The sequence below is a fragment of the Lactiplantibacillus pingfangensis genome (genome assembly GCF_005404945.1).
GTDB classification, from domain to species: Bacteria; Bacillota; Bacilli; order Lactobacillales; family Lactobacillaceae; genus Lactiplantibacillus; species Lactiplantibacillus pingfangensis.
Map to the genome: position 1 here is coordinate 21,693 of NZ_BJDG01000027.1, position 23,188 is coordinate 44,880.

At 43.9% G+C, this 23,188-nt stretch carries 20 protein-coding genes and 1 pseudogene; 12 read left to right on the forward strand and 9 right to left on the reverse strand.

The genetic code is table 11. The features are described 5' to 3' along the window. Positions 1–53: 53 nt before the first annotated feature. From FFM74_RS11610 to FFM74_RS11645, 8 genes are all read left to right on the forward strand, one after another. Positions 54–4,199: an MMPL family transporter gene (locus tag FFM74_RS11610; protein WP_137626795.1), complete on the forward strand. Its 4,146-nt coding sequence runs from the start codon at positions 54–56 to the stop codon at positions 4,197–4,199. A 161-nt stretch (positions 4,200–4,360) separates the two neighbouring features. Further along, positions 4,361–4,948 carry a DNA-3-methyladenine glycosylase I gene (locus tag FFM74_RS11615; protein ID WP_137626796.1) on the forward strand — a complete coding sequence of 196 codons (588 nt, stop codon included), beginning with the start codon at positions 4,361–4,363 and terminating at the stop codon, positions 4,946–4,948. A 206-nt stretch (positions 4,949–5,154) separates the two neighbouring features. Then, positions 5,155–6,621: an ABC transporter permease gene (locus FFM74_RS11620; protein ID WP_137626797.1), complete on the forward strand. Its 1,467-nt coding sequence runs from the start codon at positions 5,155–5,157 to the stop codon at positions 6,619–6,621. A gap of 13 nt (positions 6,622–6,634) precedes the next feature. Continuing rightward, positions 6,635–7,294, forward strand: coding sequence for an ABC transporter ATP-binding protein (locus FFM74_RS11625; protein WP_137626798.1), 660 nt, complete (start codon positions 6,635–6,637; stop codon positions 7,292–7,294). 277 nt (positions 7,295–7,571) lie between these two features. Further along, positions 7,572–8,162 (forward strand): aggregation-promoting factor, encoded by a 591-nt coding sequence (gene apf / locus FFM74_RS11630; protein ID WP_137626799.1) that lies wholly within the window; start codon positions 7,572–7,574, stop codon positions 8,160–8,162. A 319-nt stretch (positions 8,163–8,481) separates the two neighbouring features. Then, positions 8,482–8,823 (forward strand): helix-turn-helix transcriptional regulator, encoded by a 342-nt coding sequence (locus FFM74_RS11635; RefSeq protein ID WP_137626800.1) that lies wholly within the window; start codon positions 8,482–8,484, stop codon positions 8,821–8,823. Positions 8,824–9,021: 198 nt separating this feature from the next. Beyond that, a complete protein-coding gene (locus tag FFM74_RS11640) occupies positions 9,022–9,312 on the forward strand; it encodes a hypothetical protein (RefSeq protein WP_137626801.1) in 291 nt (96 codons plus the stop codon). A gap of 30 nt (positions 9,313–9,342) precedes the next feature. Next, entirely contained in the window at positions 9,343–9,525 is a 183-nt protein-coding gene (locus tag FFM74_RS11645; RefSeq protein ID WP_137626802.1) for a hypothetical protein, read from the forward strand. Between the two features lie 90 nt (positions 9,526–9,615). On the opposite strand, the pseudogene apf (FFM74_RS11650) reads toward FFM74_RS11645, so the two are convergent. The 7 genes and pseudogenes from apf (FFM74_RS11650) to FFM74_RS11680 all read right to left on the reverse strand — a co-directional run bounded on the left by apf (FFM74_RS11650) (position 9,616) and on the right by FFM74_RS11680 (position 17,633). Continuing rightward, positions 9,616–10,356, reverse strand: a pseudogene (gene apf / locus FFM74_RS11650) (aggregation-promoting factor). 448 nt (positions 10,357–10,804) lie between these two features. After that, positions 10,805–11,377, reverse strand: a complete 573-nt coding sequence (apf, locus tag FFM74_RS11655; protein WP_137626803.1) for an aggregation-promoting factor — start codon at positions 11,375–11,377, stop codon at positions 10,805–10,807. Positions 11,378–11,801: 424 nt separating this feature from the next. Continuing rightward, a complete protein-coding gene (locus FFM74_RS11660; RefSeq protein WP_137626804.1) occupies positions 11,802–12,176 on the reverse strand; it encodes a glycine cleavage system H family protein in 375 nt (124 codons plus the stop codon). Between the two features lie 35 nt (positions 12,177–12,211). Beyond that, entirely contained in the window at positions 12,212–13,129 is a 918-nt protein-coding gene (locus FFM74_RS11665; RefSeq protein ID WP_223877230.1) for a sce7725 family protein, read from the reverse strand. Continuing rightward, positions 13,126–13,842 carry a hypothetical protein gene (locus tag FFM74_RS11670; RefSeq protein WP_137626806.1) on the reverse strand — a complete coding sequence of 239 codons (717 nt, stop codon included), beginning with the start codon at positions 13,840–13,842 and terminating at the stop codon, positions 13,126–13,128. The genes FFM74_RS11665 and FFM74_RS11670 overlap by 4 nt, the downstream gene beginning before the upstream one ends. Beyond that, complete coding sequence (locus FFM74_RS11675; RefSeq protein WP_137626815.1) at positions 13,832–16,210, reverse strand: ATP-dependent DNA helicase; 2,379 nt, start codon at positions 16,208–16,210, stop codon at positions 13,832–13,834. The genes FFM74_RS11670 and FFM74_RS11675 overlap by 11 nt, the downstream gene beginning before the upstream one ends. 1,063 nt (positions 16,211–17,273) lie before the next feature. Then, entirely contained in the window at positions 17,274–17,633 is a 360-nt protein-coding gene (locus FFM74_RS11680) for a hypothetical protein (protein ID WP_137626807.1), read from the reverse strand. Positions 17,634–17,842: 209 nt separating this feature from the next. Here FFM74_RS11680 and FFM74_RS11685 point away from each other — a divergent pair, with 209 nt between their 5' ends. Beyond that, entirely contained in the window at positions 17,843–19,057 is a 1,215-nt protein-coding gene (locus FFM74_RS11685) for an acetate/propionate family kinase (protein WP_137626808.1), read from the forward strand. A 35-nt stretch (positions 19,058–19,092) separates the two neighbouring features. Here the strand turns inward: FFM74_RS11685 and FFM74_RS11690 are convergent, their stop codons facing one another. After that, positions 19,093–19,518 carry a GNAT family N-acetyltransferase gene (locus FFM74_RS11690; RefSeq protein WP_137626809.1) on the reverse strand — a complete coding sequence of 142 codons (426 nt, stop codon included), beginning with the start codon at positions 19,516–19,518 and terminating at the stop codon, positions 19,093–19,095. A 93-nt stretch (positions 19,519–19,611) separates the two neighbouring features. Here FFM74_RS11690 and FFM74_RS11695 point away from each other — a divergent pair, with 93 nt between their 5' ends. From FFM74_RS11695 to FFM74_RS11705, 3 genes are all read left to right on the forward strand, one after another. Continuing rightward, entirely contained in the window at positions 19,612–20,016 is a 405-nt protein-coding gene (locus FFM74_RS11695) for a MarR family winged helix-turn-helix transcriptional regulator (RefSeq protein WP_223877231.1), read from the forward strand. Positions 20,017–20,193: 177 nt separating this feature from the next. Next, positions 20,194–21,396: an NAD(P)/FAD-dependent oxidoreductase gene (locus tag FFM74_RS11700; protein ID WP_137626811.1), complete on the forward strand. Its 1,203-nt coding sequence runs from the start codon at positions 20,194–20,196 to the stop codon at positions 21,394–21,396. A gap of 536 nt (positions 21,397–21,932) precedes the next feature. Next, positions 21,933–22,202, forward strand: coding sequence for a hypothetical protein (locus tag FFM74_RS11705; protein WP_137626812.1), 270 nt, complete (start codon positions 21,933–21,935; stop codon positions 22,200–22,202). Positions 22,203–22,274: 72 nt separating this feature from the next. Here FFM74_RS11705 and FFM74_RS11710 read toward each other — a convergent pair whose 3' ends face one another. Then, positions 22,275–23,045 (reverse strand): CPBP family intramembrane glutamic endopeptidase, encoded by a 771-nt coding sequence (locus FFM74_RS11710; protein WP_137626813.1) that lies wholly within the window; start codon positions 23,043–23,045, stop codon positions 22,275–22,277. Positions 23,046–23,188: the final 143 nt, after the last annotated feature.

Sequence of the window (23,188 nt, forward strand, 5' to 3'; positions counted from 1 at the left end):
GATTAAATGTCACGATGTCGTTTTAGAATCTGAATTAGGGAAGGGATATAACATTGAAAGGGAGCCGTAGACAATTTACCATTCAAGCAGTCGTTTGGTTAGTCGTGATGGTGGCGGCCATCATCTTCTTACCAAACGTCAGCAGTTTAGTCCGTGATAAGGGCCAGACACAGTTGCCAAGCAGCGCGAAGAGTCAAGTCGCGTCCGTGATTCAAAACCATTGGGGGCGTAATCAGAATAATACGCGCCAAGTCGTAGTGGTGTTCAGTAATGGTGATAAGCCGTTAACGGATAACCAGAAGCAAGAAATCGATGGGACGATTCAACGCTTCAAAGTTCAAAAGTCAAAATATCATGTGAAGTCAATGACGGCGGCGAGCGATAATGCCGCGGCTAAGAAACAATTGATTTCTAAAGATAAATCGACACAATTATTACAATTGATGGTCGGTGAAAATCAGACTGTCACCAATATGACCAAAACCATCACTGATGGTGCTAAAACCGCTGGCGTTAAAACGTACGTCACTGGGAGCGACATTTTAAATGATGATTTCACCCAAGAAACGGAATCTGGCTTACAGAAGACTGAAATTATTACAGTTATCTTTATTTTCATTGTCTTGACGTTAGTCTTCCGGTCACCGATTACGCCAATTGTGTCATTATTGTCAGTTGGCTTATCATTTATTATTTCGTTGAGTATTGTGATGAATTTAGTGGAGAAGTTCAATTTTCCACTGTCTAACTTTACGCAAGTCTTTATGGTCGTGGTCCTCTTCGGGATTGGGACTGATTACAACATCTTAATGTTCGATCAATTCAAAGAAGAACTCAGTCACGGCGATAGTCCAGTTGCCGCGACTGGGCGGGCGTTGAAGATCGCTGGCCGGACGATTCTATATAGTGGGTCATCACTATTAATTGGGTTTAGTGCCCTAGGATTAGCCAACTTCTCGATTTACCGTTCCGCCGTGGGGGTTGCCATTGCGGTCGCAATTCTCTTGTTAGTGCTGTTGACATTGAATCCATTTTTCATGGCACTACTTGGACCAAGATTGTTCTGGCCATCTAAAAAGTTCTCAGGTGGCAGTACAAGTAAGATGTGGCACGGGATTTCCGCCACTTCTGTGCGCTATCCTTTGATTGCCATTGTGGTTGTCTTAGGGGTAGCCGCACCATTTGTCTTTACCTATAGTAATCAATTAAATTATGACACGTTGGCAGAATTGAATGATTCGATTCCGGCTAAACAAGGCTTCAAAGTAGTTCAATCGCATTTCTCGAAAGGGACGGCGGAACCATCAACGCTTTATATCAAATCCGATCATGCGCTAAACAATGAGAAGGATATTAAGGCAATTGACAACTTAACCCGGCAATTGAAGAAGGTTAAGGGTGTCAAAACGGTTGCTTCAGTAAGCCAACCAGGCGGCTCAGAAATTAGTGACTTGTACGTTAAGAAACAATTAGGCACAGTCACAACTGGGATGAACTCAGCCAGCAAAGGTTTGACGAAGATTAGTAGCGGCTTAGATAGCGCCAATAGTCAATTGAAGAGTTCAAACATGTCATCCGGTGTTAGCAGCGCTAAAGAATTAGCGGATGGGGCCAAGAGCCTGTCAACCGGGTTAGTCACGTACACTAACGGCGTTTACACCGTGAATAACGGTCTGAATACCTTGAATGGCAGTACTGGGACGTTGGCTAGTGGGGTTAATAAACTAGCGAGTGGCTCACAGCAAGTTACGACTGGGTTGAATACGCTAAATAGTAAGACCGGCGCATTATCAAGTGCTACAAGCCAATTGGCAAGTGGCTCTAATACGCTGGCGCAAGGTGTCGTGACTTATACTAATGGTGTTTATACGGTAAATAGTGGCCTGAATGAGCTTAATGGTCAAACTGGCACGTTAAGTTCTAAAGTTGGCGAACTGTTTGATGGAACTTCTAACCTCTCTTCAAGTTTAGATAGTATAGCAAGTCAGAATGGGACAGTTGCTGACAAACAGAATGAATTGATTAGCAGTATTGGTCAACTTCAAAGTGGCTCGTCAGAGATTGCAAAACAATTAACGGCCATGCAGTCAGAAGTTAATGCGGGAAACACGACGCAATCTAAAGCAGAGTTGGCACAGTTGACTGCAGGACTTAATGAGCTCAATTCAAGTATGGCTGAGCTACAACAATTGCCTGCATCAATGGGTTCTGCAAAGGATGATGTCAATAATTTTAAGAGTGTTCTTACAACGACTAAAACGCCAATCAAGTCAGATATGGGAACAATCCAGAGTGCGCTTGAGAGTGCATCTAGTGCAGACAATGCAAAAAACAGTGCAACCAACGCTAGTGTTGATGCAAACACGGTTGCATCAGCAGCAGTTGCAGCGGCAGGTTCTTCAGCAACGTCTGATCAGAAAGCTGCAATTAGTTCGGCAGTGACTTCACAAGTGAATGCACAAAATAGTGCTAATAGCGGTTCAAATACTGCGACAACTAAAGCAGGAAGTGCCACCGATGCAAATGCTGGGTTAACCGCACTATCAGATTTACAAACGCAGTTGAATAGCATCACTACTGCTGCTAGCAAGTTGCAGGACTTGAGTGACAGTATGGATAAGTTAACTGTTCTTGCTGATAAATCAAAGGGCGTTAATTTGCAGGAAATTGCAGGCGTAATTACCAAATTGGAAGGGTCAATTACTCAGGTGCAAAATGCACTTAATGGTGATGGAACGGCTGCAAACCCAGGCTTTGTCCCTAGCATGAACAGTTTGACTACTAATTTAAGCAAATTGCAAACTGGTGCTGCGACGCTTGCATCAAGTATTAATGGCTATACTGGCTACGTTTCACAGGCTGCTACAGGTGCTAATAAGATTAATAATGGTGTAAGTACGTTGAGTGCATCAATTCCGACGTTGACTAATGCCATCGGCGCATTGACAGCTGGAACTAATCAGTTGGCGGCTAATTCCGCTTCGTTAAATAACGGTGCCGCTCAGCTTGCTTCTGGCAATAGTCAATTGAATGCACAAGTGCCTGCATTGGCTAGTGGCGTGAGTCAGTTGGCTTCTGGTTCTAGCCAAGTTTCATCTGGCTTAACCACCTTGCAAGGCCAAGTGCCAACCTTAGTCAGTGCCATCAGCGCCTTGGATGCTGGGACCAACAAGTTAGCTGCAAGTTCAGCAGCCTTAACTTCAGGGGCGTCACAAGTTGCTGCTGGGAACCAAACGATGTACACGACGTTACAAAGTTTGGTTAAACAAATGGCGACATTACAAAAAGGTTTGGCAACTGCTAGCAATGGGACTAAGACCATCAACAAGGGTGTCGGTTCAGCGAATAGTTACCTTACTGGTTTGAAGAAGTCAGATGCGGCGGATACTTACTACGTGCCAAAGAGCACGTTGAAAGGTAAAACTTATCAGACTGCTTTGAACAGCTACATGTCCAGCAACTATCATGCCACGAAGTTAACGATTGTCTTGAAAGATAATCCTAGCTCAAAGGCTGCGATGAACAAGATTGCAGCCATTCAAACGCAAGCACAAAACACGTTGAAAGGGACATCATTAGATGGTTCAACGATCGCGATTGGTGGTCAAACATCTGAAACTAACGATACCCAATCAATTGCGTCGAGTGACTTCATTCGAACGGCGGCAATCATGTTGGTCGGGATCTTATTAGCCTTGATGGTCATCACTCGCTCTGTTTTACAACCGTTCTACATCTTAGGGACGTTGTTATTGGCTTACATTATGTCCTTGAGTATTACGCGGATGTTGAGTAGCTGGTTGATGGGTCAAGATATGTTGACTTGGAACACACCATTCTTCGGCTTCATCATGTTAATTGCCCTCGGGGTTGATTATAGTATCTTCTTGATGATGAAGTACCGTGAGTTTGATAATACGGCGGCAACGCCAAGTACTCGGATTGTCCGAGCGGCTTCGGTTATCGGTGCGGTTGTCTTATCCGCAGCTTTGATCTTAAGTGGGACGTTCGCGGCCTTGATGCCATCTGGTGTCTTGACCTTGATTCAAGTGGCGATGGTCGTGATTATCGGATTGATTATCCTGGTATTCGCCATTCCAACGGTTATTCCAGCCTTGATTCGTTTGACTTATCCTTTGACGGATAGCATGGAAAACGACTCAACTACGGATGAACCAACGAAACGGTCACACAAATAATCCCTTAAAATGAAGCATGAATTGAAATGGCGTCTGTTAGCTTGGTCAATGGACTGAGTTAACCGACGTCGTTTTTTTAATTGTAAAAGAACATGTGTTCGTGAACGACTTTTTATGTTATGCTAATAGCAAATGAATGAGAAAAATGGAGGGTGGACTGGATGACGCGATGTGATTGGGCGAATTCAACGCCATTAATGCAGCAGTATCATGATAATGAATGGGGACGGCCGCAGCATGACCAACAAAAGTTATTTGAATTGTTATGCTTAGAAACTTATCAGGCTGGGTTAAGCTGGCAAACCGTTTTAAATAAACGGGCCGCTTTTAAAGAAGACTTTTACAATTATGATATTTCCCGTGTCGCTGCAATGACTGATGCTGATATTGACCGTTTGCTAACGGATGCGCGGATTATTCGTCACCGGCAGAAGTTGGCCGCAACGATTAATAACGCTAAGGTCATCCAAGCTTGGCCAGCGGGATCAACATACGCAGAGTGGCTCTGGTCGTTTGTCGATGGTCAGCCAATTCGTCAGGCTTGGCAAGCTTCGGCTGAAATGCCAGGTACGAATGACTTAGCCAAGCGGGTCTCCAAAGAATTGAAAAAACGCGGCTTTAAGTTTGTCGGCCCGACGACGGTCTATTCTTATTTGCAAGGTGCCGGTCTAATTAATGACCACTTGGCTGACTGTGATTGGGCGCCTGAAAATTTGGTGTCAGGTCTTAATCCTAGTCCTGAAAAATAAGCAACATGAAAACCAGCGAGGCAATCTCGCTGGTTTTTTTACCCACGACCCACCGCATCACCGCATTAGTAAATCCTTATCAAAAATATTCGGTAACTAGCCACCGAAAGACCCCAAGAAGTTCATAGTTTAGTCCTTTTTGCCCTGTAAATTGAGGAATGTTCAGGACAGAGCAATTTTTAAACTAATTTTGAGGAGGGCAAGGCATGAATTTCTTCAAACGTGCATGGCTTAATTTAACGGCGAAGAAAGGTCGTTCAATCTTATTGATTCTGGTCACATCAGCGATTATGTTATTTGTTTTAGCTGGTCTGTTGATTCGGAACGCTGCGGATACCGCGACAAGTAACGCGAAGCAAAGTGTTGGTGCTACCGTCACTTTAGCCGCGAATCGAGAAGCGGCGTTCAAGAAAATGCGTAGTAGCACGTCAACGAGTAAGACTAGTCGTCCTAAGTTGACGACGTCGCCGGTTAAATTGAGTGATGCTAAGAAAATAGCGAAACTCAATAATATCGCTAGTTATACGGCGACCGTTTCGACTTCGGCCAATGCGACAGGTTTTAGCGCGATTTCGACTTCCGGTAGTAGTGCTGGTGGGATGAAAGGAATGGGTGGTAGCACGACGAGTTCTGGTGACATTGCTATCTCTGGTGTCACTTCAACGAGTGCAACGGCTGATTTTGAAAATAACACTAGCAAAATTACGAGTGGCCGAGGGATTACGACTGCCGATGAGGGCAGCAATAATGTCGTCATCGAAAGTGAGTTAGCCAAGGAAGATAGCTTAAAGGTTGGCGATTCGATTAAGTTGAAGGCGACGACTGGGACGAAGACGACTTATACTTTGAAGGTCGTTGGGATCTATAAGGCTTCTTCAAGCACCAGCACCCAGCAAGGTCCTGGCGCAACTGATCCGTCGAATAGTGTTTATACGTCTTATACTTTTGCCAATACGGTCAAAGGGTCGAAGTATAAGAATACCGCTGATTCCGTCACTTTTAATGTTTCTGATCCAGCCAAAGTTAGTGCGGTTAAAAAAGCCGGTAACGCTTTGATCAACACATCGAAGTATTCATTGACGACAGATGATAGTAGCTATCAAACGGTGAAAGCTTCAATGGATAACGTTAAGTCCTTTGCGGATAAAATCGTTTGGTTGGTCGCTATTGCTGGGACGATTATCCTGGCACTGATTGTGATCTTGATGATTCGTGAACGGCGATACGAAATTGGCGTCCTCTTATCACTTGGTGAGGCCCGTTGGAAGATTGTTGCCCAATTCTTTGTTGAAATGGTGATGGTCTTAGTCGTTTCGATTGCAATCGCGGGTGCCGGTGGCAAATTTGTTGGGAATCAATTAGGCAAGCAGCTAGTATCACAACAAACGACCACTGCGACAACTGGTTCAACCAGCACCCAGCAAGGCCCTGGTGGCGGTGGCGCGCCTGGTGGGAGTACTTCTGGCACGAAACCTTCTGGTAATATGCAAGCTGGCGGCGCACTGGGTAGCAGTTCAACGTCGACACAAAAGCAAGCCGAATTGGCGATTAATGTAACGGTGATGGATTTGGTTGAACTCGGTGGTTTCGGGTTGGCAATCATGTTCTTGTCCATTATGTTAGCGTCGGGCGGTATTTTACGATTACAACCGAAGAAAGTCTTGATTGAATAGGAGGAAGTTTGTCATGTTAAAAGCAAATGATATTGGTTATTGGTATGATCGCCAAGAGAATAGTCTGTTTGAGCATGTGAACCTCGAGTTCAAATCAGGTCATTCTTATGCGATTGTTGGCCAGAGTGGCTCTGGTAAAACGACTTTTCTGTCTTTACTGGCCGGGTTAGACAAGCCACGGGCAGGTCAAATTGAACTGAACGGTGAACCGATTAATCAATTGGGATTGACCGCTTATCGGCGGTCGCACGTCGCCATTGTGTTCCAAGCGTATAATCTATTTACCTACATGTCGCCACTGAATAATTTGTTGACGGCAATGGCGGTGACAAATTCGAGTCATCGTGGTGATAAGGCCTTCGCGATGGAGATGTTACGCAAACTTGGGATTACCGATGAACAGATGACAAAAAATGTCCAGCGATTATCTGGTGGGCAGCAACAACGAGTCGCCATTGCCCGAACTATGGTTTGCGATGCGAAGCTCGTGGTGGCGGATGAACCCACTGGGAACTTGGATGAAGAGAACACGAAAGATGTGATTGATCAATTTCAAAAAATTGCTCATGAGCAACATAAATGTGTGATTATCGTGACCCATGAACCCGATGTCGCGGCAACTTGTGATTATGCCTATCGACTTGCCAAACACGAATTCACCTTAGAAGCTTAAATTTTAAGTTAGCGCTCACTGCCCAAAATGGCGTCAGTGAGCGCTTTCTTATACATAAATCTGGAAAAGGTTGGCTGAGACAACCAAATAATATTACAAAGTATTACGAAATCAGCCGTTTATTACAACGAACCCGATAAAATGTAACGTCCCATTGATACCAGTGCAATATCCACCCGGTATACTAGATTTTGTTGATTAGTTATGACTGATCAAGGGAATCATAGATATTTAACCGATAGAAACCAAGCCAAACTAATAGGAGTGTTTTATTTTAATGAAAGTAAAAAATATTGTTTTATCAACTGTTGCCGCTTTAGGTTTGTTCACCATCGCTACCACGACTGCTAATGCCGATACTGTTACGGTCAAGGCCGGTGACACGGTTGCCAAAATCGCTAGCGAACATCAAACAACGATTAACGCCATCGAAAAAGCTAACAACTTGAAGAACGTTAACTTGATCTTTGTTGGTGATCAACTTGAAGTGAATGGTTCGACGACTGCAACCACTGCAACTAACACAGCTGCAGCTAGCACGACGGCAACAACTAACAATACGACTAGCGAAAACACTGCTTCAACAACTAGTCAAAATACGACCACGACTAGCACTGAAACAACCACGTCAACGACAACTAATGATAGTGATAGTGCTGCTAAAGCTTGGATTGCTAATCAAGAATCAGGTGGCTCATACACTGCCACGAATGGTCAATATATTGGTAAATATCAATTGAGTTCATCATATTTAAATGGTGATTACTCAGCTGCAAACCAAGAAAAGGTTGCTGACAATTATGTCGCTTCCCGTTATGGTTCATGGAGCGCTGCAAAGGCTCATTGGTTAGCTAATAACTGGTACTAAAATTTAGATGATTAATGCAAGAGTCTGGGACTAAAATTCCAGACTCTTTTTGTAACTCCGAATAGTTATAGCCGAAACGTGGAACAAGAGGCATGGATGCAACAGAGCTACGGAAACCGAACGATTGGAAAGTCCCCAATCACTCGGCTTCCTAGGCGATGCTCAGTAACAACCCGCCGCTTGTCTCACTCTTTTGTAATCGTGATGAGGGCAAGTCGCAACCAAGATTGCTCGTGGTAGTTGCGGGATGCACTTGTGTTTTACTGGTGTCCGCATCGTGAAGATGATATGCTTTTGAAAAATAAGGGAGTGAGTCCGCATGGCAATTCAATTTAAAACGGTGTTGGTCAGACTACGACGTGACCGACAACTATCACAGGCGCAGTTGGCAGAACAATTGTATGTTTCACGACAGGCAATTTCGAAATGGGAACAAGGTGAAAACACACCAGATTTGGAAACCTTGGTGAAGCTAGCTGCCCTTTTCGAAGTTAGTTTAGACGAGTTAGTCTTAGGGGAGCAAGGTGCTGAAACTGCCACAACCCAATCGCCAGCGTCAAGGACTCGAGCGATGAACGGCTGGGAATTCTTAAGTCGTTATTGGTGGTTAGTTTTTGGCTTGCTTGGGATGATTGGTTGGTTGATTTCAGTCACTAGATAATATTAGGAATGCTGTTGTTAGTGACAATACGGGTTAAAAGCATCGCTACTGAACGTTAAAAAAGGTAGCGATGTTTTTTTGCTGTGGCCCAAAAAAAATCCGTCATACAGTGATATACTAATAATCAATTATTATTAAACTGTTTTAATCAGTCAAGATAAGGTTTGACTAGGGTGATGAGCCAGAAAGGATTAACAAATGCAATTAATTTTAAGCGTGATTATGTGGGGCCTATTGTTGTGGCTCGTTATCGAAATTCGAATGATTAGCTTACGTCATTTATCATGGTTACAACTTCAATCGACAGATCACTCAGCTTTAAAAGCACATCGTGTACGCCGCTATTTCTTATTTGAACCAAGTAAACATCACGCGACTTGGACACGGCAACTCATGTTTTGTTGTATGGGCCTAACTGTGGTGGGATTGGGTGGTACGATTGTGGCGACGTGGGTGACGCACGCTTTTTTTGGTTATCTCATTGGGTAGCTGATTTTCTTTATTGGCTATGCTGGTTGGTTGCGGCAGTATCAACGACTATTAACGGCTGCGGTGACATACTGGCAAAAGCATGATCCGGTGTCATTTACATTGCAGTTAAGCGCGACGACACTGCCAGAATTGAGGCGTCAGTTTAACAAACTGAAAATTCTAGGCGTTTTGTTATTGATTGCGATGATTGCGCTAGTTTTAGCGCCATGACCGATTTATTTCCCCATTTAGTCACTAGCCGTAGCGACAAAATAAAAAAGCACCGCCTAAGCGATGCTTTTAAGGAATAACTGATTTAGTTTAGTACCAGCCAGTAGCTTGTGAATGTGCTTTGGCTGCGGCCCATGAACCATAACGAGCTGAAACATAGCTATCAGCAACTTTTTCTTGGTTAGCAGCTGAGTAATCACCGTTCAAGTATGATGAGCTTAATTGATATTTACCAACATATTGACCGTTGGTAACAGTGTATGAACCACCAGATTCACGACCGGCAATCCAGGCTTTGGCGTCATTTTCGCTTGAACTGTTATTGCTAGTGTAAGTTACAGTAGTTGCTGGTTTAGCAGCGGCAGTAGTCGTCGTTTGCTTTGGTGCAACGTATGATGAGCTGTTGTTTGAGCTAGCAACAGTTGCTTTAGGTGCTGCGGCAACTGAGTTAGTGTTAGCCGATTCAGTCGTTGTTTGCTTTGGTGCAACGTATGATGAGCTGTTGCTTGAGCTAGTAACAGTTGCTTTAGGTGCTGCGGCAACTGTTGTGTTAGTAGTAGTTGTGGTTGCAACTGGTGAGCTTACAACGGGTGTTGATGCAACGGCAGTGTTGCCGCCGACTTCAAGTTAGTCACCAACGAAAATCAAGTTAACGTTTGATAAGTTGTTCGCATCGCGAATGGCGTTAACAGTTGTGTTATAAGTGTTAGCAATTTCAGCAACGGTGTCGCCAGCTTTAACGGTAACAGTAGCGGCGTCAGCAGCAGTTGTTGTAACAGCGAATAAAGCTAAGGCTGCAGCAGATGATAAGACAAGATTTTTGATTTTCATAGTGTGTATGCACTCTCCTATAATTGGGTGTTCTGTTTAATTATCTAAAGTTTTTTCGATTCTGTAGTTAGCGGCAACTAATGCCGCCGTAACTAATTAACAATGACTAGTATACCGAGCGAGTGTTGCAACACAATAAACAGGAGGTTACGTTTTTACCCCAATATTGTAATATAAGTCGATTTTTGTAATGATTTGTAATATTTGGTGCTTATTTTGGGGTAAAACTGTGATAAAACCGTGAATTTGAGTAAAATTAGCTAGCTAAGCAGCGAAAGCAAGTGATTAAACAATTATCGAAATAACCTGAATTTTAGTTTAATTAAGGATTAACTGACTAACTAAAATTCGTTAAAGCCATTAACTTTTAGTTATAGTCCCTGAACTTTGGCGAAAAAAAGCAACCTGCCAATTTAGCAAGTTGCTTGAAAATAAGTTGTGTTTTAGTTTAGTACCAGTTGTTAGCCAACCAATGTGCTTTAGCATTTGACCATGAACCATAACGTGAAGCGACATAGTTGTCAGCCACGCGTTCTTGGTTAGCTGCTGAGTAGTCGCCGCCAAGATATGAAGCACTTAATTGATATTTACCAACATATTGGCCGTTGGTTGCTGAGTATGAGCCACCAGATTCTTTGTTGGCAATCCAAGCTTTAGCGTCACTATCTGAACTGTTGTTACTATAGTTAGAAGTGGTCGTTGAAGTTTGTGCCTGAGCAACTGGTGCACTTTGGGTAGTTTGGCTTGATTGCGTTGTCGTCGTGCTGGTTGCTTGAGTCGTGGTTGTTGCTGAACTAGCATTGCCATTGACTTCAAGTTGTTGACCAACAAAGATCAAGTTAACATTGTTTAATTGGTTAGCCTTTTCAATGGCTGAAATAGTTGTGTTGTTTTGTTGGGCAATCGCTGAAACCGTGTCCCCAGCTTTAACCGTAACAGTGGCTGCATGTGCAGTTGCACCAATTGCAAAAAGACTAGAAGCGGCTGCTGCAGTAGATAATAAAACGTTCTTCATTTTCATAAGTAATGTACACTCCCTATTTTTTGTCCGAATGGCTTGGTCCCATATCTCATTCCAAGCACCTTAACTAAGCAATAGTATAGCCGTTGATTGTAACAAACGAATAGCAGTTGCTTTACGAAATGACTGTCAGTTTGTAACATAAGCGGCTTTTTGTAATCTTTTGTAATATTTTCAAACGAATAAACCAATTCAAAATAGGTTTAGGAAGCGCTACCAATGTGATTGTGTCGGGACTGATCGGGGGATTTGTAGCGGTGATGAACAAAACTAACCCCGAGTTACCGGGATTAGTTTTCCCTGACTCGAGGTTAGTTGTTTGTGTTCAATTCAATTAAAATACCTAGGCCAGTTCATTGCGAGTGCGGTTGGCAATGTTCTAATCATTAAACCGAGCTTACTTTTAGTAATCAATAAAACTGGGTTAATCAGCTTTTACTTTAGCGAGCCAATTATCTTTTTCGGCTTGCTGACCAATTAGTGCCGGTTGGTCGGCCAGGTCCGTGTTGATTTTTTGAACGGTGACGCTGAATGGGCTCGCGAGTTGTTTTGTCTCCTGCGTCCCGGTAATCGTGATTAACGTTTCGCCGGCATTGATGTGGACATTATTAGCGGGTGTGGTGATCGTAAGCACGTCACCAAGGGCCGCTTGCGCGTCAGCAGTTAAACCGAAGACAAACCGTTGTCGTGATTTAGTTTGTACCCAGAGGTCGCCGTAGACCATCGGCGCGTGAATGGCTTGATGTTCTTCTTTATAATAGTTAAGCATGGTTTTCCAGGCTGATTCGTTTTTGGACATATTAGTGACCTCCTGTAATGGGTTCAAGTATAGCACTAGTCGTTGAGAGTCAGTAGGCGATGCATGAGTTGAAAATGATGCATCAGTGACAGTTTTTTGATCGTACCGAGTCCTGGAAATTTGTCACCAGCTTGGTAACGGCATAGTTCCGCCAACGCCGGGGTGAGATTTAGGCCATGAAGCTGTGTCGGCGCCCAGTCGGTTAATTTTTGTAACGCTTCAAAAAATTTTTGCTTTTGGCCACGCATGCTGTCGTTGCTGTCAGAAACAAAGTGGTGAATTCGCAGCTGGCCGGTGGCGGTGACGTAAATCAGGTGTATCGCAATGGCGCGTGAAGGCATGCCTTTATCAAAATAAACACTGCCGACCATGGAATAGTCACCGAAACCGTTACTGCCGAAGGGCGGGGTCGCCCAATTAGCGGCCGTGTAAAATTCATCGGTCAATTCGGCATAGTCAGCAACATGGGCGCGAAATGTTAGCGGATCGGTTAATAAAATAGCCCGATCACCAGCAATTTGTTGCAGTCGTGCTTCATCAGGAATTAAGATACCACTAACTTGTTTGAGCAATTTAGTCCGTTGATAGGCTTTTAGTAACGGTGCGTTGGGTGCAATTAATAAGCTTTTTTGACCAGGCGTGGTGGCTAAAAAGTCTGAACTGAAGTCAGCAGCCAAGATGGCACTTGGCTGGTAAAAAGGCAAGCCGCTAGTGCTAGGCAATGGATACAACTTAGTGTTGTTTAAACCGTAAACACTAACTTGAGGATTCGCAACGACGCTGAACCGTTGTTGATGGTCAATCAAAGCCTGAACGGTCTGTTGCAATTCCTTGGAATCACGCACCGGTTCAATAATTGGAACGATTTTTGGCCCTAATTGTTGTTGCTCAACTAAACTTTTGAGCGCTAATAAGTCATACATGCGACCACGAAAGTAAGGGTAATAAGTCATAATTGATCCCTCAAATCAGGTTGTGTGCGGGCCTGATAGGCCAGTTGCAAGGCTTGATATTCAGCGTTACGGGCATCCAATTCCGCTTGTAAAGCAGTAATGGCGTCATTTTGACTGTCGGCGAGAAAACGGTCGTATAAATTTTTATCGGGGTCATAAATATCATAACCGGCACGGGCGCGCTTGCGTAACTCCTTATATAATTGATCATCTGAGTAAAGCTGCAACCCTTTTTTAACCCGTTTCGCTTTATCGACTTCACGGAAGAGGGACGCAATAAAGTGACTAATCAACGGGGCTTCTTCGACTTGTAACGCTTGATGTTGCGCTTTTTTAGCAACCGTCAAAAATCCAGGGGCTTGCAATGGCCGTGGCGCTTGGTCGAGGGCGCGTTGATCAAAGGCACGATAAATGAGCACGCCAATGTGGCTCGGAATCTCCTCGGCGATTTCTTCATATAAGGCTTGTGGTAAAACAAAATAATTATAGTTACCAATGAAGGAAAGTTTCGCTTTGGAATGAAAATCAGCCTTGGTCACCTTTAATTCATAGCAACGCCACTCGAGCGTGCCATCTGGTAATTGTTGATAACTCAAGGTATCCACGATGCCTTTTTCGGCTGGCATCGAAACTTCTTCGACGACGTAAGCCCCTTGTTCTAAACAATATTGATAAAGGGTACTTTCAAGTTGGCGTGTCAGTTTAGTCTTCATGACTGTTGTCCTCCGTTTGTTGCCAAAAATTAGCGATGGTTGCTTGTAATTGCGGCACTGAGTAGATCGACTGGAAATATTGCCAGTGTGGCGGAAATAGTGTTGTATAACGGCGACTCGCAAAGCGTTGATCAAGTAATAAAATAATGCCGGTATCGTGACTGCTACGAATCAGCCGACCAGCTGCTTGTAAGACATTATTCATTCCAGGTAATTGGTAGGCATAGGCAAAGCCTTGACCATTATCGTGGTCGTAATAATCGCGAATTAAATTGGTTTCGGGATTAATGCCGGGTAGTCCAACGCTGACGATGGCGACACCAATTAAGCGGTCACCACGCAAATCAATGCCTTCTGAAAAAATACCACCCAAGACACAGAAACCAACGAGTGTCTTTTCGGGGTTAGCCTGAAACTGATCCAAAAAGGCTTGGCGCTCGCTCCCGTTCATGGCGTTGACCTGAGTCGTCGTTTGAATATCTGGATTGGCTAACTCGAAAGCGGCTTTAATTTGGGTTAAATAACCATACGATGGAAAGAAAAATAAATAGTTTCCCGTTTTTGCCGTCACTAATGCCTTGAGACTGGCGATAATCGCCGCTTCACTGTGCGGTCGTTCGTGATAAGTGGTTTGCACGTATTGGGTCACTAAAATGGCTTGGTGTTTTGGTGGAAATGGTGACGGCAATTGATAGGCCAAACTGTTGGCTTCGCCACCTAAAACGCGTTGATAGTACGCCATGGGTGACAAGGTTGCGGAAAAGAGGACGGCGCCAGCACCTAACTTTAGTGACCGATTCAAGAAGTCACTGGGGTCCAAACAGAGTTCCTTAACCGTCACGTGATGGCCGTCTAATACCGTACGCGTTTGATAGCTGCCGTCATACATGTCACTGATTTTGACAAAGGTTAGACAGTCAAAAAAGTAGTCACGGACGGCGTCCAATAAATCAGAAGGTTGTTGCTTTTGTAACCAATCGCTGATGAAGTCGTTAAAGTTACGCAAGGTTCGGCTTAGTTTATCAGGTGGGTCAATTGAAAGCTGTTCCGTGACATCGTCGTCAATCAAGGCCTGGCTAATTCGACCAAAGTTACGCCGAACTTTTTTGAGCTCGCGTTGTAAGTCGTCACTAGGTTGTGACTTGTCAGGCTTGGCGAGTTTTAACAAATGGGCAATTGGTGCGTCGCTTATTTCAGCGGAATACATTGCTCGTGCACGACTAACTAAGTTATGAACCTCATCGACAAGGAAAAAGTTATCCAAATCTTCCTCGCTAAAGAAACGCTGTAAATAGACGAGTGGGTCGAATAAATAATTATAATCACAAATAATGACGTCACAAAATAGGGAAATATCCAGCGAAAATTCAAATGGATCAAGCGTGTGAACACGGGCGTATTTTTCAATGACGGACCGTGTCAATTGAGTTTCATGGGTCAAAATATCTTTAAGTCCCGGTTTTAAACGGTCGTAATAGCCGATCATGAAGGGATTTTCCTCTGGTCGGACGTCTTGTTCTTCTGGAAAGCGAATCTGATCTTTGGCTGTTAACGTGATACTTTTTAAGCGGAGCCCGTCCTGTCCCATTAGCGTGAGGGCTTCTTCGGCAACGTGCCGGGTACTCTGCTTAGCGGTTAAATAGAAGATTCGTTCAATCTCATCTTCGCCCATGGCCTTGATGGCTGGAAATAAGGTGGAAATTGTTTTCCCAGTCCCGGTTGGCGCCTCAACAAAGAGTCGTTTTTGAAAATGAATCGTCTTATAAACCGCTGCCGCCAGTTCATGTTGACCGGTTCGATAACTGGGAAATGGAAATGGTAAGTCTTTGATTGAGGCGTTCCGTTGCTTTCTTAGATCAGCACGCAACGTCAACCAATACTCGTATTCAGTAATCAAGTCCTTGAAGAAGGCTTCAAGTGCCGCGCGGGTGAGTACCCGTTGTGTTTTGGTGATTTTTTCGTTTAACACTTGAAAATAAGTCAGTTGTAAGGTGACTTCGTCCAGATCAGGATGATCTTGCAAAATTAAGTAGCCATAAACTTGGACTTGCGCCCAATAAAGGTCGCGGGTGTTGTCAGTCAGGTCATCAAACGACTGATCAGACGTTTTGATCTCTTCAATTAAAATGCCATCGTCGGTTGTTTGAACGCCATCGGCTCGACCGGAAATGAGGTAGTCGGTGCCGTTCATGGTGACCGTCGTTTTGAGGTAGACTTCACTTTGATAGGCTTCCGAGCGGCTGCTTTGGAGCTGACGGTGGATTTTGGCACCAGCTAAAGCCGTATTTTGACTGTTTTTGACTTCGATGAGGTCGCCCTTACGCAGGACGAACTCAACTAGTTGTCGAATCCCGATTTTAGTTGGCATGCCAAATTCCTTTCTGAACATAGTTAGTGTTCATTATAAAACAGACGTTCGCTTTTGTCTGCTGAAAGTCTTAATTTAGTGTTTTTTCGCAATTGGTGACTTAAAAGGTGATCAACTCACCGTTGCCGCTTCCGGTCGCTACTTATTGCATGCGGGCGTGGGACCAGAAAAAGCCTGAGGGGCGGTCTTTTTCTTCGCCCGGAATCGTTGCCAAAGTCGCAACTATCCCGGACCGTCCGTCCCGTAAAATTGGCAAAAACCGCCGCTCTAACGGGACTTTCACGCCCGATGCAATCAGCAGCGACCTACAGCTAACTTGGTGGTTTGAAAAATAATTTGCGAATAACTAAAATAGCCCTCATTAGCAGCTTTAACTGTGCTAATGAAGGCTGATTAGATATCAAATAATTGGAAATTAGATTTGGCTCAAAACACTGAAGAATAGCTTTAGCAAAAAATAACAAATTGGAATTAAGATAATTAATTGGAAAATCAGTGAGAATAAATTATCATCGTTCTTTTTCATTGGTCAGCTCCTAGAAATTTTTTGGTTACATGACTAAAGGTTGAAAGGACAAAAGGGTTTGTAAACACTGTCATATAGGCAACAGACACTTCCAAATTAGTGGTAATTCCGCTTCAGCAGGCAGAAATCGCTGTGCTATGGTGGGACAGTCGCAGCCATAGTGCGGTCTGCAACTTCGATTTAAAGCCGATAACCCACGTCTTTAAATCGCCCTGTAAGATTAGGCGGCCAAGAACCGCCGGCCAATCTTACCGACACAGCACAACGATTTCTGTCTGCTTCCGCTAAACCTAACTTAAGAACAGTTAAATTAGCTGGAAGCGGTCATTTCAACTAATCTTCATACCCTAATCATTGACATGGCGGCAATGATTAGGGATTTTGATCTTACAACCTTTTGGTTACATGACTAAAGGTTGAAAGAGAAAAAGAAATCATGAACAGGACTATGTTATCAGTCCCAACTGGAAGCGACAACTTTTATTAGAATTAATTAAAAAAGTCACTCGTCAGACTCACGAGTGACCTAAGTGACTTTTAGTACCATTGGCTATGCCGCCGTTTTAAAGTGCGTCGTAGACTAAAGCCATAACTAACAATGACAGCGACAATCAAGACAGCCAAGAGACTGGAAATCCAAGAATGTTGCGTACTAAAGTACGTCGCGTAGCCGGCACTCAGACTGATGAGACCAATTGCTGGTGCCAAGATTGTGAGTGGCGCTGGATGCAAAAATATCAAGCCAACCAGCAACAGAATAAGCGCCGTTGCGACTGCTTCAACACTGATATGGGTGCCGAAACTCATCAAGACGGCAACAATCAGGAGGCCAAGGCCTAAGACGAGTAACAAAGTTGCGAATAAATTACTAAGCGTCCAATTAAATGATTTTTTCATGATGAGCACCTCACTTTCATTACATTAATTATAGCTTAATCTGGGACAACTAAACGCATCATATGCTTTCTAGTTAAGCGCAAAAGTGCATAAAGTAAGTTAATTTTCAGACAATATACGGTCTTTTTCAGCGAATCCTTGAAAGCGTATTCAATATTGGTTACACTGTGAGTATGCACACTTGATGATGGATGGAGGAAATGGACATAATGTCAAAAGTATTAGCAATTAACGCTGGTAGCTCAACTTTAAAGTGGAAGCTATTCAGTTTACCAGAAGAAACGGTAATCGCCTCAGGGATGGTTGACCGTTTGGGCTTGTCGAACTCTGTGTTTGTTTTAAAGAAGGCAGACGGCGATAAGTACTCGGAGACTCATGACAAAATTAACGCTCAAGAAGCGGCGGCGATGGTGCTGACGCGTTTGAAGAGTGATGGCATTGTTGCGCATTTGACCGAGATTACCGGGATTGGCCACCGAATCGTCGCTGGTGGCGAAGACTTTCAAGATTCAGTCGTAATTACACCAACGACTTTGAAGCAGATTAAGGATTTATCTGAATATGCGCCGTTACATAACCCAACGCAGGCTTACTATATTGAAGTGTTCCAGCAGTTATTGCCAAAAGCCGTTCAGGTTGCAGTTTTCGATACGTCGTTGTATGCAAAAATGCCTGAAGTAAACTATCTTTACAGTATTCCTTACGATTACTATAAACAGTTTGGAGCGCGCAAATATGGCGCCCATGGGACGAGTCACCGTTACGTGGCCCAGCGAACGGCCGAATTACTCGGTAAGCCATTAGCTGATCTCAAATTGATCACGTTACATTTAGGGTCTGGGGCATCGATTACTGCTTTTGATCAAGGGAAAGCCATTGATACGTCGATGGGCTTCACGCCACTTGCTGGGATTACGATGAGTACGCGTTCTGGTGACATTGATGCGTCCATGATTCCATTCTTGATGCGCCATCTTGGTATTTCGGACGTCCAAGACTTTATCGATATTTTGAATAATAAATCCGGTCTATTGGGAATTTCTGGCGTATCACCTGATATGCGTGATTTAGATAAAGCTGCCAATGAAGATCATAATCATCGGGCAGAATTGGCACTAGAAATTTTTGCCAACCGGGTCGTGAAGTATATCGGGAGTTATGTCGCTGAAATGAATGGCTTAGACGCGCTCGTCTTTACCGCCGGTGTTGGCGAAAACTCCGTAGCGATGCGGTCACGAATTCTGCATCAATTAAGTTATTTCGGTGTGACGATTGATGAAGATAAGAACAACTGTCACGGTGTTGAACAAGTAATCAGTCAACCAAATGAACCAGTGACGGTCATGGTCGTCCCAACAAACGAAGAATTAATGATTGTTCGTGACGTTGAACGCTTGACGCACCGGGCACCAATTGGCAACTAATTTCATCAATAAAGACACCTATGAAGGTGTCTTTTTTAGTGGACCATTTTAATATGGGGCGTGTGATTAAATAAGAACGGTTCGCCGACAGCTTGAAAGCCGAACCGTTCGTAAAAGTGTTGAACCTGGGTCTGGGCTTCGATCTGAATGGGTTCATGGGCGTACTGGGCACTAATGACAGCTAAGATTTGTTGCACGAGTTGTAAGCCTAAATGTTGGCCGCGTAACTGACGGTCAACCACGACGCGCCCGAAGGAACAGTGATCAGCTTCTTGAAAAACACGTGCATATGCAACGATTTTTCCATGGTCGAGCTTGAAAATATGGTGGGCCGTCATGTCGATAGCGTCGACTTCTTGGTAGACACGGTGTTGCTCGACGACGAACGTTTTGACGCGTAACAGATAGATAGCGTATAATTCAGATGTTGTTAATTCATTAAATGTTTTGACAGACCACATGGGACTAACCTCCTTGAGACTGAAAATAAGTTTACCACCTAATGATTGCATATGCAATAATAAGGAGAAAATATGATACCAACACTTAGATTAATGGGGACTCTTTCACGGATGATCATGAATGAGGGCAACCAGCGTTTTGCCAAGTATGGCTTGAATAATAATCAATTTATTTATTTAATTCGGATTTGTGAACAACCGGGACTATTTTTTAGCCAGCTCGCGGATCAGATGAAGATGGATCGGACGACGAACTATCGCGCCGTTCAAAATTTAATCAAAAAAGGCTATGTGACCAAAACCACGCATCCTGATAACAAAAAGGTACGCTGCCTTTATCCGACGGCGACTGGACAAGCAATTTATCCGGAACTACACGCATATGAAGACTGGTGTGCCAAACTGGTTGGCGAAAAATTAACTGCAGGCCAACAGCAATTATTATTCGAAAGCTTGGCGCTCGTTGAGGAAAATGTGCAACAACATTTAGAAAGCTAGTTGACGAAATTAATATGCCATAATAGCTGATTTTTTCAGGCCAGCAGTGTACCATAGTGATAACTGAAAAGTTATTGCCTGTACAGCTCCGATTAACGTGAGCTTGATGACTTTTAGAAACTAGGTAATAACTTTGACTTTAATAAGATTTAGGTTTAGCAAAGGGGATTAACTAATATGGCAACAACAGTAGTATTAGGTGGTGGCTATGCAGGAATGCGGGCCGTCAAATTTTTACAAAAATCACTGCCAAGTGGTGATGAGCTGATCTTGGTTGATAAAACCACAGTGCATACGGAGAAGACGAATTTGCATGAAGTCGCTGCCGGAACGATTGAGCCTGAGCGGATTACTTACGATATCCGGACGGTCATTGGCAAAGGTGTGCAGTTCGTCCAGGCTGCTGTAACGAACGTCGATGTGGACAAAAAGGTCATCAGCTTGGCTGATCACGCTGACTTGACTTATGACTATTTAGTCTTGGCGCTTGGGTTCCAATCAGAAACTTTTGGTGTGACTGGCGCGGAAACTAACGCTTTGGCGATGGATGACTTAGCCAGTTCGCAAGCCGTTTATCAGCACATTGAAGCAACAATTAAGGGCTATCGTGAGACTAAAGATCACAATGATTTGAAGATCGCAGTTTGTGGTGCAGGCTTTACTGGGATTGAACTTTTAGGTGAGTTAACCCAATCGTTACCAAAGCTACAAGCCAAGTATGGTACGCCAGCAATCAAATTGGTTTGTCTGGAACGGATGCCATCAATTTTACCAATGTTCACCCAAGAGTTGCGTGATTACGCGTTGAACTTTATGGCGAAGCACCAAGTTGAAATGATGCTTGGTTCGATTATCGAAGAGATTAAACCCGGTGCAGTTGTTTATAAAGATAGTGATGATCAAAGCCATGAGTTTGCGGCTAATACGATTATCTGGACGGTTGGGGTCAGTGGATCGCAAGTCATTGCGGATTCAGGCTTTGATCAGCGCCGTAATCGGGTCGTTGTCGAACCAGATTTGTCATTAAAAGATCATCCAGAAGTTTTCATTATTGGGGACGTGGCTGCGGTGATGGACCCTGCCAGTCAGCGACCTTATCCAACAACGGCGCAGATTGCGTTAGCTTGTGGTGAACAGGCGGCTAAGAATATTGGTGCGTTACGTCATGAACAATTGACCGAACCGTTCGCGTATCATTCCAGTGGGACGGTTGCTTCGTTGAGTGATCGTGATGGTATCGGCGAAATCTTTAGTAATAACAAGCCTGTCCATGGCTATCCAGCATCTGTTTTGAAAAAAGTCATTACGGATCGATCGTTGGTGGAAAGTGCGCATTTGAGTACGATGTTTAGTAAAGGCCGCTTTGATTTATATCATTAAGGGTTGAGAGATGTAAGTCGGGAGTGATGTCCATCGTGTCAATAAACAACTGTTGCTTCCGGTTGGGACTGATCGCATGAGGTCGTGGGACCGGGCCAAGCCAAGAACGTCTTGGTCCTCGCCCGGAACCCTTTCAAAATGCGAAAGTGTCCCGAACCGTCCGTGGCGTAAAATCGGTAAAAACGGCCGATTAACGCCACCTTCACGACCGATGTGATCAGTCCCAACCTTCAGCTATTGAGTTTAGCGAAGACAGGCAGAAACGTTGTGCTGTGGCGGTAAGATTGGTCGGTGTTCTTGGCCGCCTAATCTTACGGGGCGATTCAAAGACGTGGGTTATCGGCTTTGAATTGAAGTCGCAGACCGCCCTTTGGCTGGGACTGTCCCACAGAGCACAACGTTTCTGCCTGACGGAGCGCTCAAGTTTAGGAACGACTGTTATTGATACAATCCTGTTCACGTTTCTTTTCGTACTTGCAACCTTCAGTTATATCATTAAAGAACATTAGTTTTGAGGCTTTTGGGGAGGCTTTGAAATGAAAAAGTTTGAGATTAGAACGCCGGTGACGCCGTTAAAAGCCAGCTTTGTGGTATTGAATGCAGTGCTATTGCTACTGAGCCTGATATTCAGTCAAGTCTGGTTACTGGCCAGTTTGTCTTTTGGGTCGTTAATCATTTTGAACGGTCAGTTCCTAATATTTCAAGATACCCGTGATCGACAACCATTGAGCCGCTTGAGTTTAGGTTTAACGTTTGCATTGATTATTGTGACGCTACTTAAATTTGTCGTCATCACGTCGCTTTAACAAAAAAACCTGTCATGACTCATTCAACGAGCCATGACAGGTTTTTTGTCTAACTTTGGCAGTTAAACAAAATTAAATTTCAGTTTTGATGGTGTCATTTTTAGTCTGACGAGCAACCCAGATAATGGCAAGGATCAGTAGAACCCCATAGAATCCAGCGACAATCAGTGACGTTTGTGCCGGCATATCTAAGTTGTTGGCGTTAGTCGGATGTTGAATCAATTGGACGATAACGGATAGGTCCGTCAAACTGTGCAAAATAATTGGTAACGTTAAGTTATGCGTTCGGACGTATATGCCAGCGAACAAGGTTCCCATTAGCATAGCAAATAAAATTTGTGGGAGCACATAAGTTAGTGAAATGTGGGAACTGTTGATGAGATGTAAGCCGCCAAAGAAGGCGCTGCTAATTAGAATACTGACGAGTGGCTTACCGTGAAATGAACGGGCGACAATTGGCAGGAGGACGCCACGGAAAACGACTTCTTCCGTGATACCAATCAGTAGCACATAGCCTGCATAGAAGAGCACGAGTCCGCTAAAAGGGAGCTTGAGCAGTTTACTTAAATTTGCAGCAACGAGTAGGCCAACTAAAATTAATGCCGGCAAAGTCGTTCGTAATTGACGACCTAATTTTTTCCCTGACCACCATTGAATGGGGACGTGGCCGAACAACCGATTGAAGCCTAAAACACCTAATAAGACGGCACCATCCTCCAAAATACCGGCCCATTTAACTGGAACGATTTTCAAATGAACGATCCAAGCAGTTGCGAAGAATAGCGCAATCACCCAAACAAATAAGATAATAGCGAGTCCCATGCCGCGGCGAAAAGTTTTCATGTTGTCTCCTCCCAAGTTGTACCTTAACTTTAGTTTACCATGTGATGCACAAAAAAGTGACTGAGAATGTTATGATCCCTCTATGGTTGTCAGATGAAATACTATAATTCATCTGATTATCATGGAGGGATTTTTGTATGTCC

Bases quoted from the DNA above. Each gene is read 5' to 3' on its own strand.
- FFM74_RS11615 (WP_137626796.1), top strand. From the start codon at position 4,361: ATGACGCGATGTGATTGGGCGAATTCAACGCCATTAATGCAGCAGTAT.
- FFM74_RS11620 (WP_137626797.1), top strand. From the start codon at position 5,155: ATGAATTTCTTCAAACGTGCATGGCTTAATTTAACGGCGAAGAAAGGT.
- FFM74_RS11625 (WP_137626798.1), top strand. From the start codon at position 6,635: ATGTTAAAAGCAAATGATATTGGTTATTGGTATGATCGCCAAGAGAAT.
- apf (WP_137626799.1), top strand. From the start codon at position 7,572: ATGAAAGTAAAAAATATTGTTTTATCAACTGTTGCCGCTTTAGGTTTG.
- FFM74_RS11635 (WP_137626800.1), top strand. From the start codon at position 8,482: ATGGCAATTCAATTTAAAACGGTGTTGGTCAGACTACGACGTGACCGA.
- FFM74_RS11640 (WP_137626801.1), top strand. From the start codon at position 9,022: ATGCAATTAATTTTAAGCGTGATTATGTGGGGCCTATTGTTGTGGCTC.
- apf (WP_137626803.1), bottom strand. From the start codon at position 11,377: ATGAAAATGAAGAACGTTTTATTATCTACTGCAGCAGCCGCTTCTAGT.
- FFM74_RS11660 (WP_137626804.1), bottom strand. From the start codon at position 12,176: ATGTCCAAAAACGAATCAGCCTGGAAAACCATGCTTAACTATTATAAA.
- FFM74_RS11665 (WP_223877230.1), bottom strand. From the start codon at position 13,129: ATGACTTATTACCCTTACTTTCGTGGTCGCATGTATGACTTATTAGCG.
- FFM74_RS11670 (WP_137626806.1), bottom strand. From the start codon at position 13,842: ATGAAGACTAAACTGACACGCCAACTTGAAAGTACCCTTTATCAATAT.
- FFM74_RS11675 (WP_137626815.1), bottom strand. From the start codon at position 16,210: ATGCCAACTAAAATCGGGATTCGACAACTAGTTGAGTTCGTCCTGCGT.
- FFM74_RS11680 (WP_137626807.1), bottom strand. From the start codon at position 17,633: ATGAAAAAATCATTTAATTGGACGCTTAGTAATTTATTCGCAACTTTG.
- FFM74_RS11685 (WP_137626808.1), top strand. From the start codon at position 17,843: ATGTCAAAAGTATTAGCAATTAACGCTGGTAGCTCAACTTTAAAGTGG.
- FFM74_RS11690 (WP_137626809.1), bottom strand. From the start codon at position 19,518: ATGTGGTCTGTCAAAACATTTAATGAATTAACAACATCTGAATTATAC.
- FFM74_RS11695 (WP_223877231.1), top strand. From the start codon at position 19,612: ATGGGGACTCTTTCACGGATGATCATGAATGAGGGCAACCAGCGTTTT.
- FFM74_RS11700 (WP_137626811.1), top strand. From the start codon at position 20,194: ATGGCAACAACAGTAGTATTAGGTGGTGGCTATGCAGGAATGCGGGCC.
- FFM74_RS11705 (WP_137626812.1), top strand. From the start codon at position 21,933: ATGAAAAAGTTTGAGATTAGAACGCCGGTGACGCCGTTAAAAGCCAGC.
- FFM74_RS11710 (WP_137626813.1), bottom strand. From the start codon at position 23,045: ATGAAAACTTTTCGCCGCGGCATGGGACTCGCTATTATCTTATTTGTT.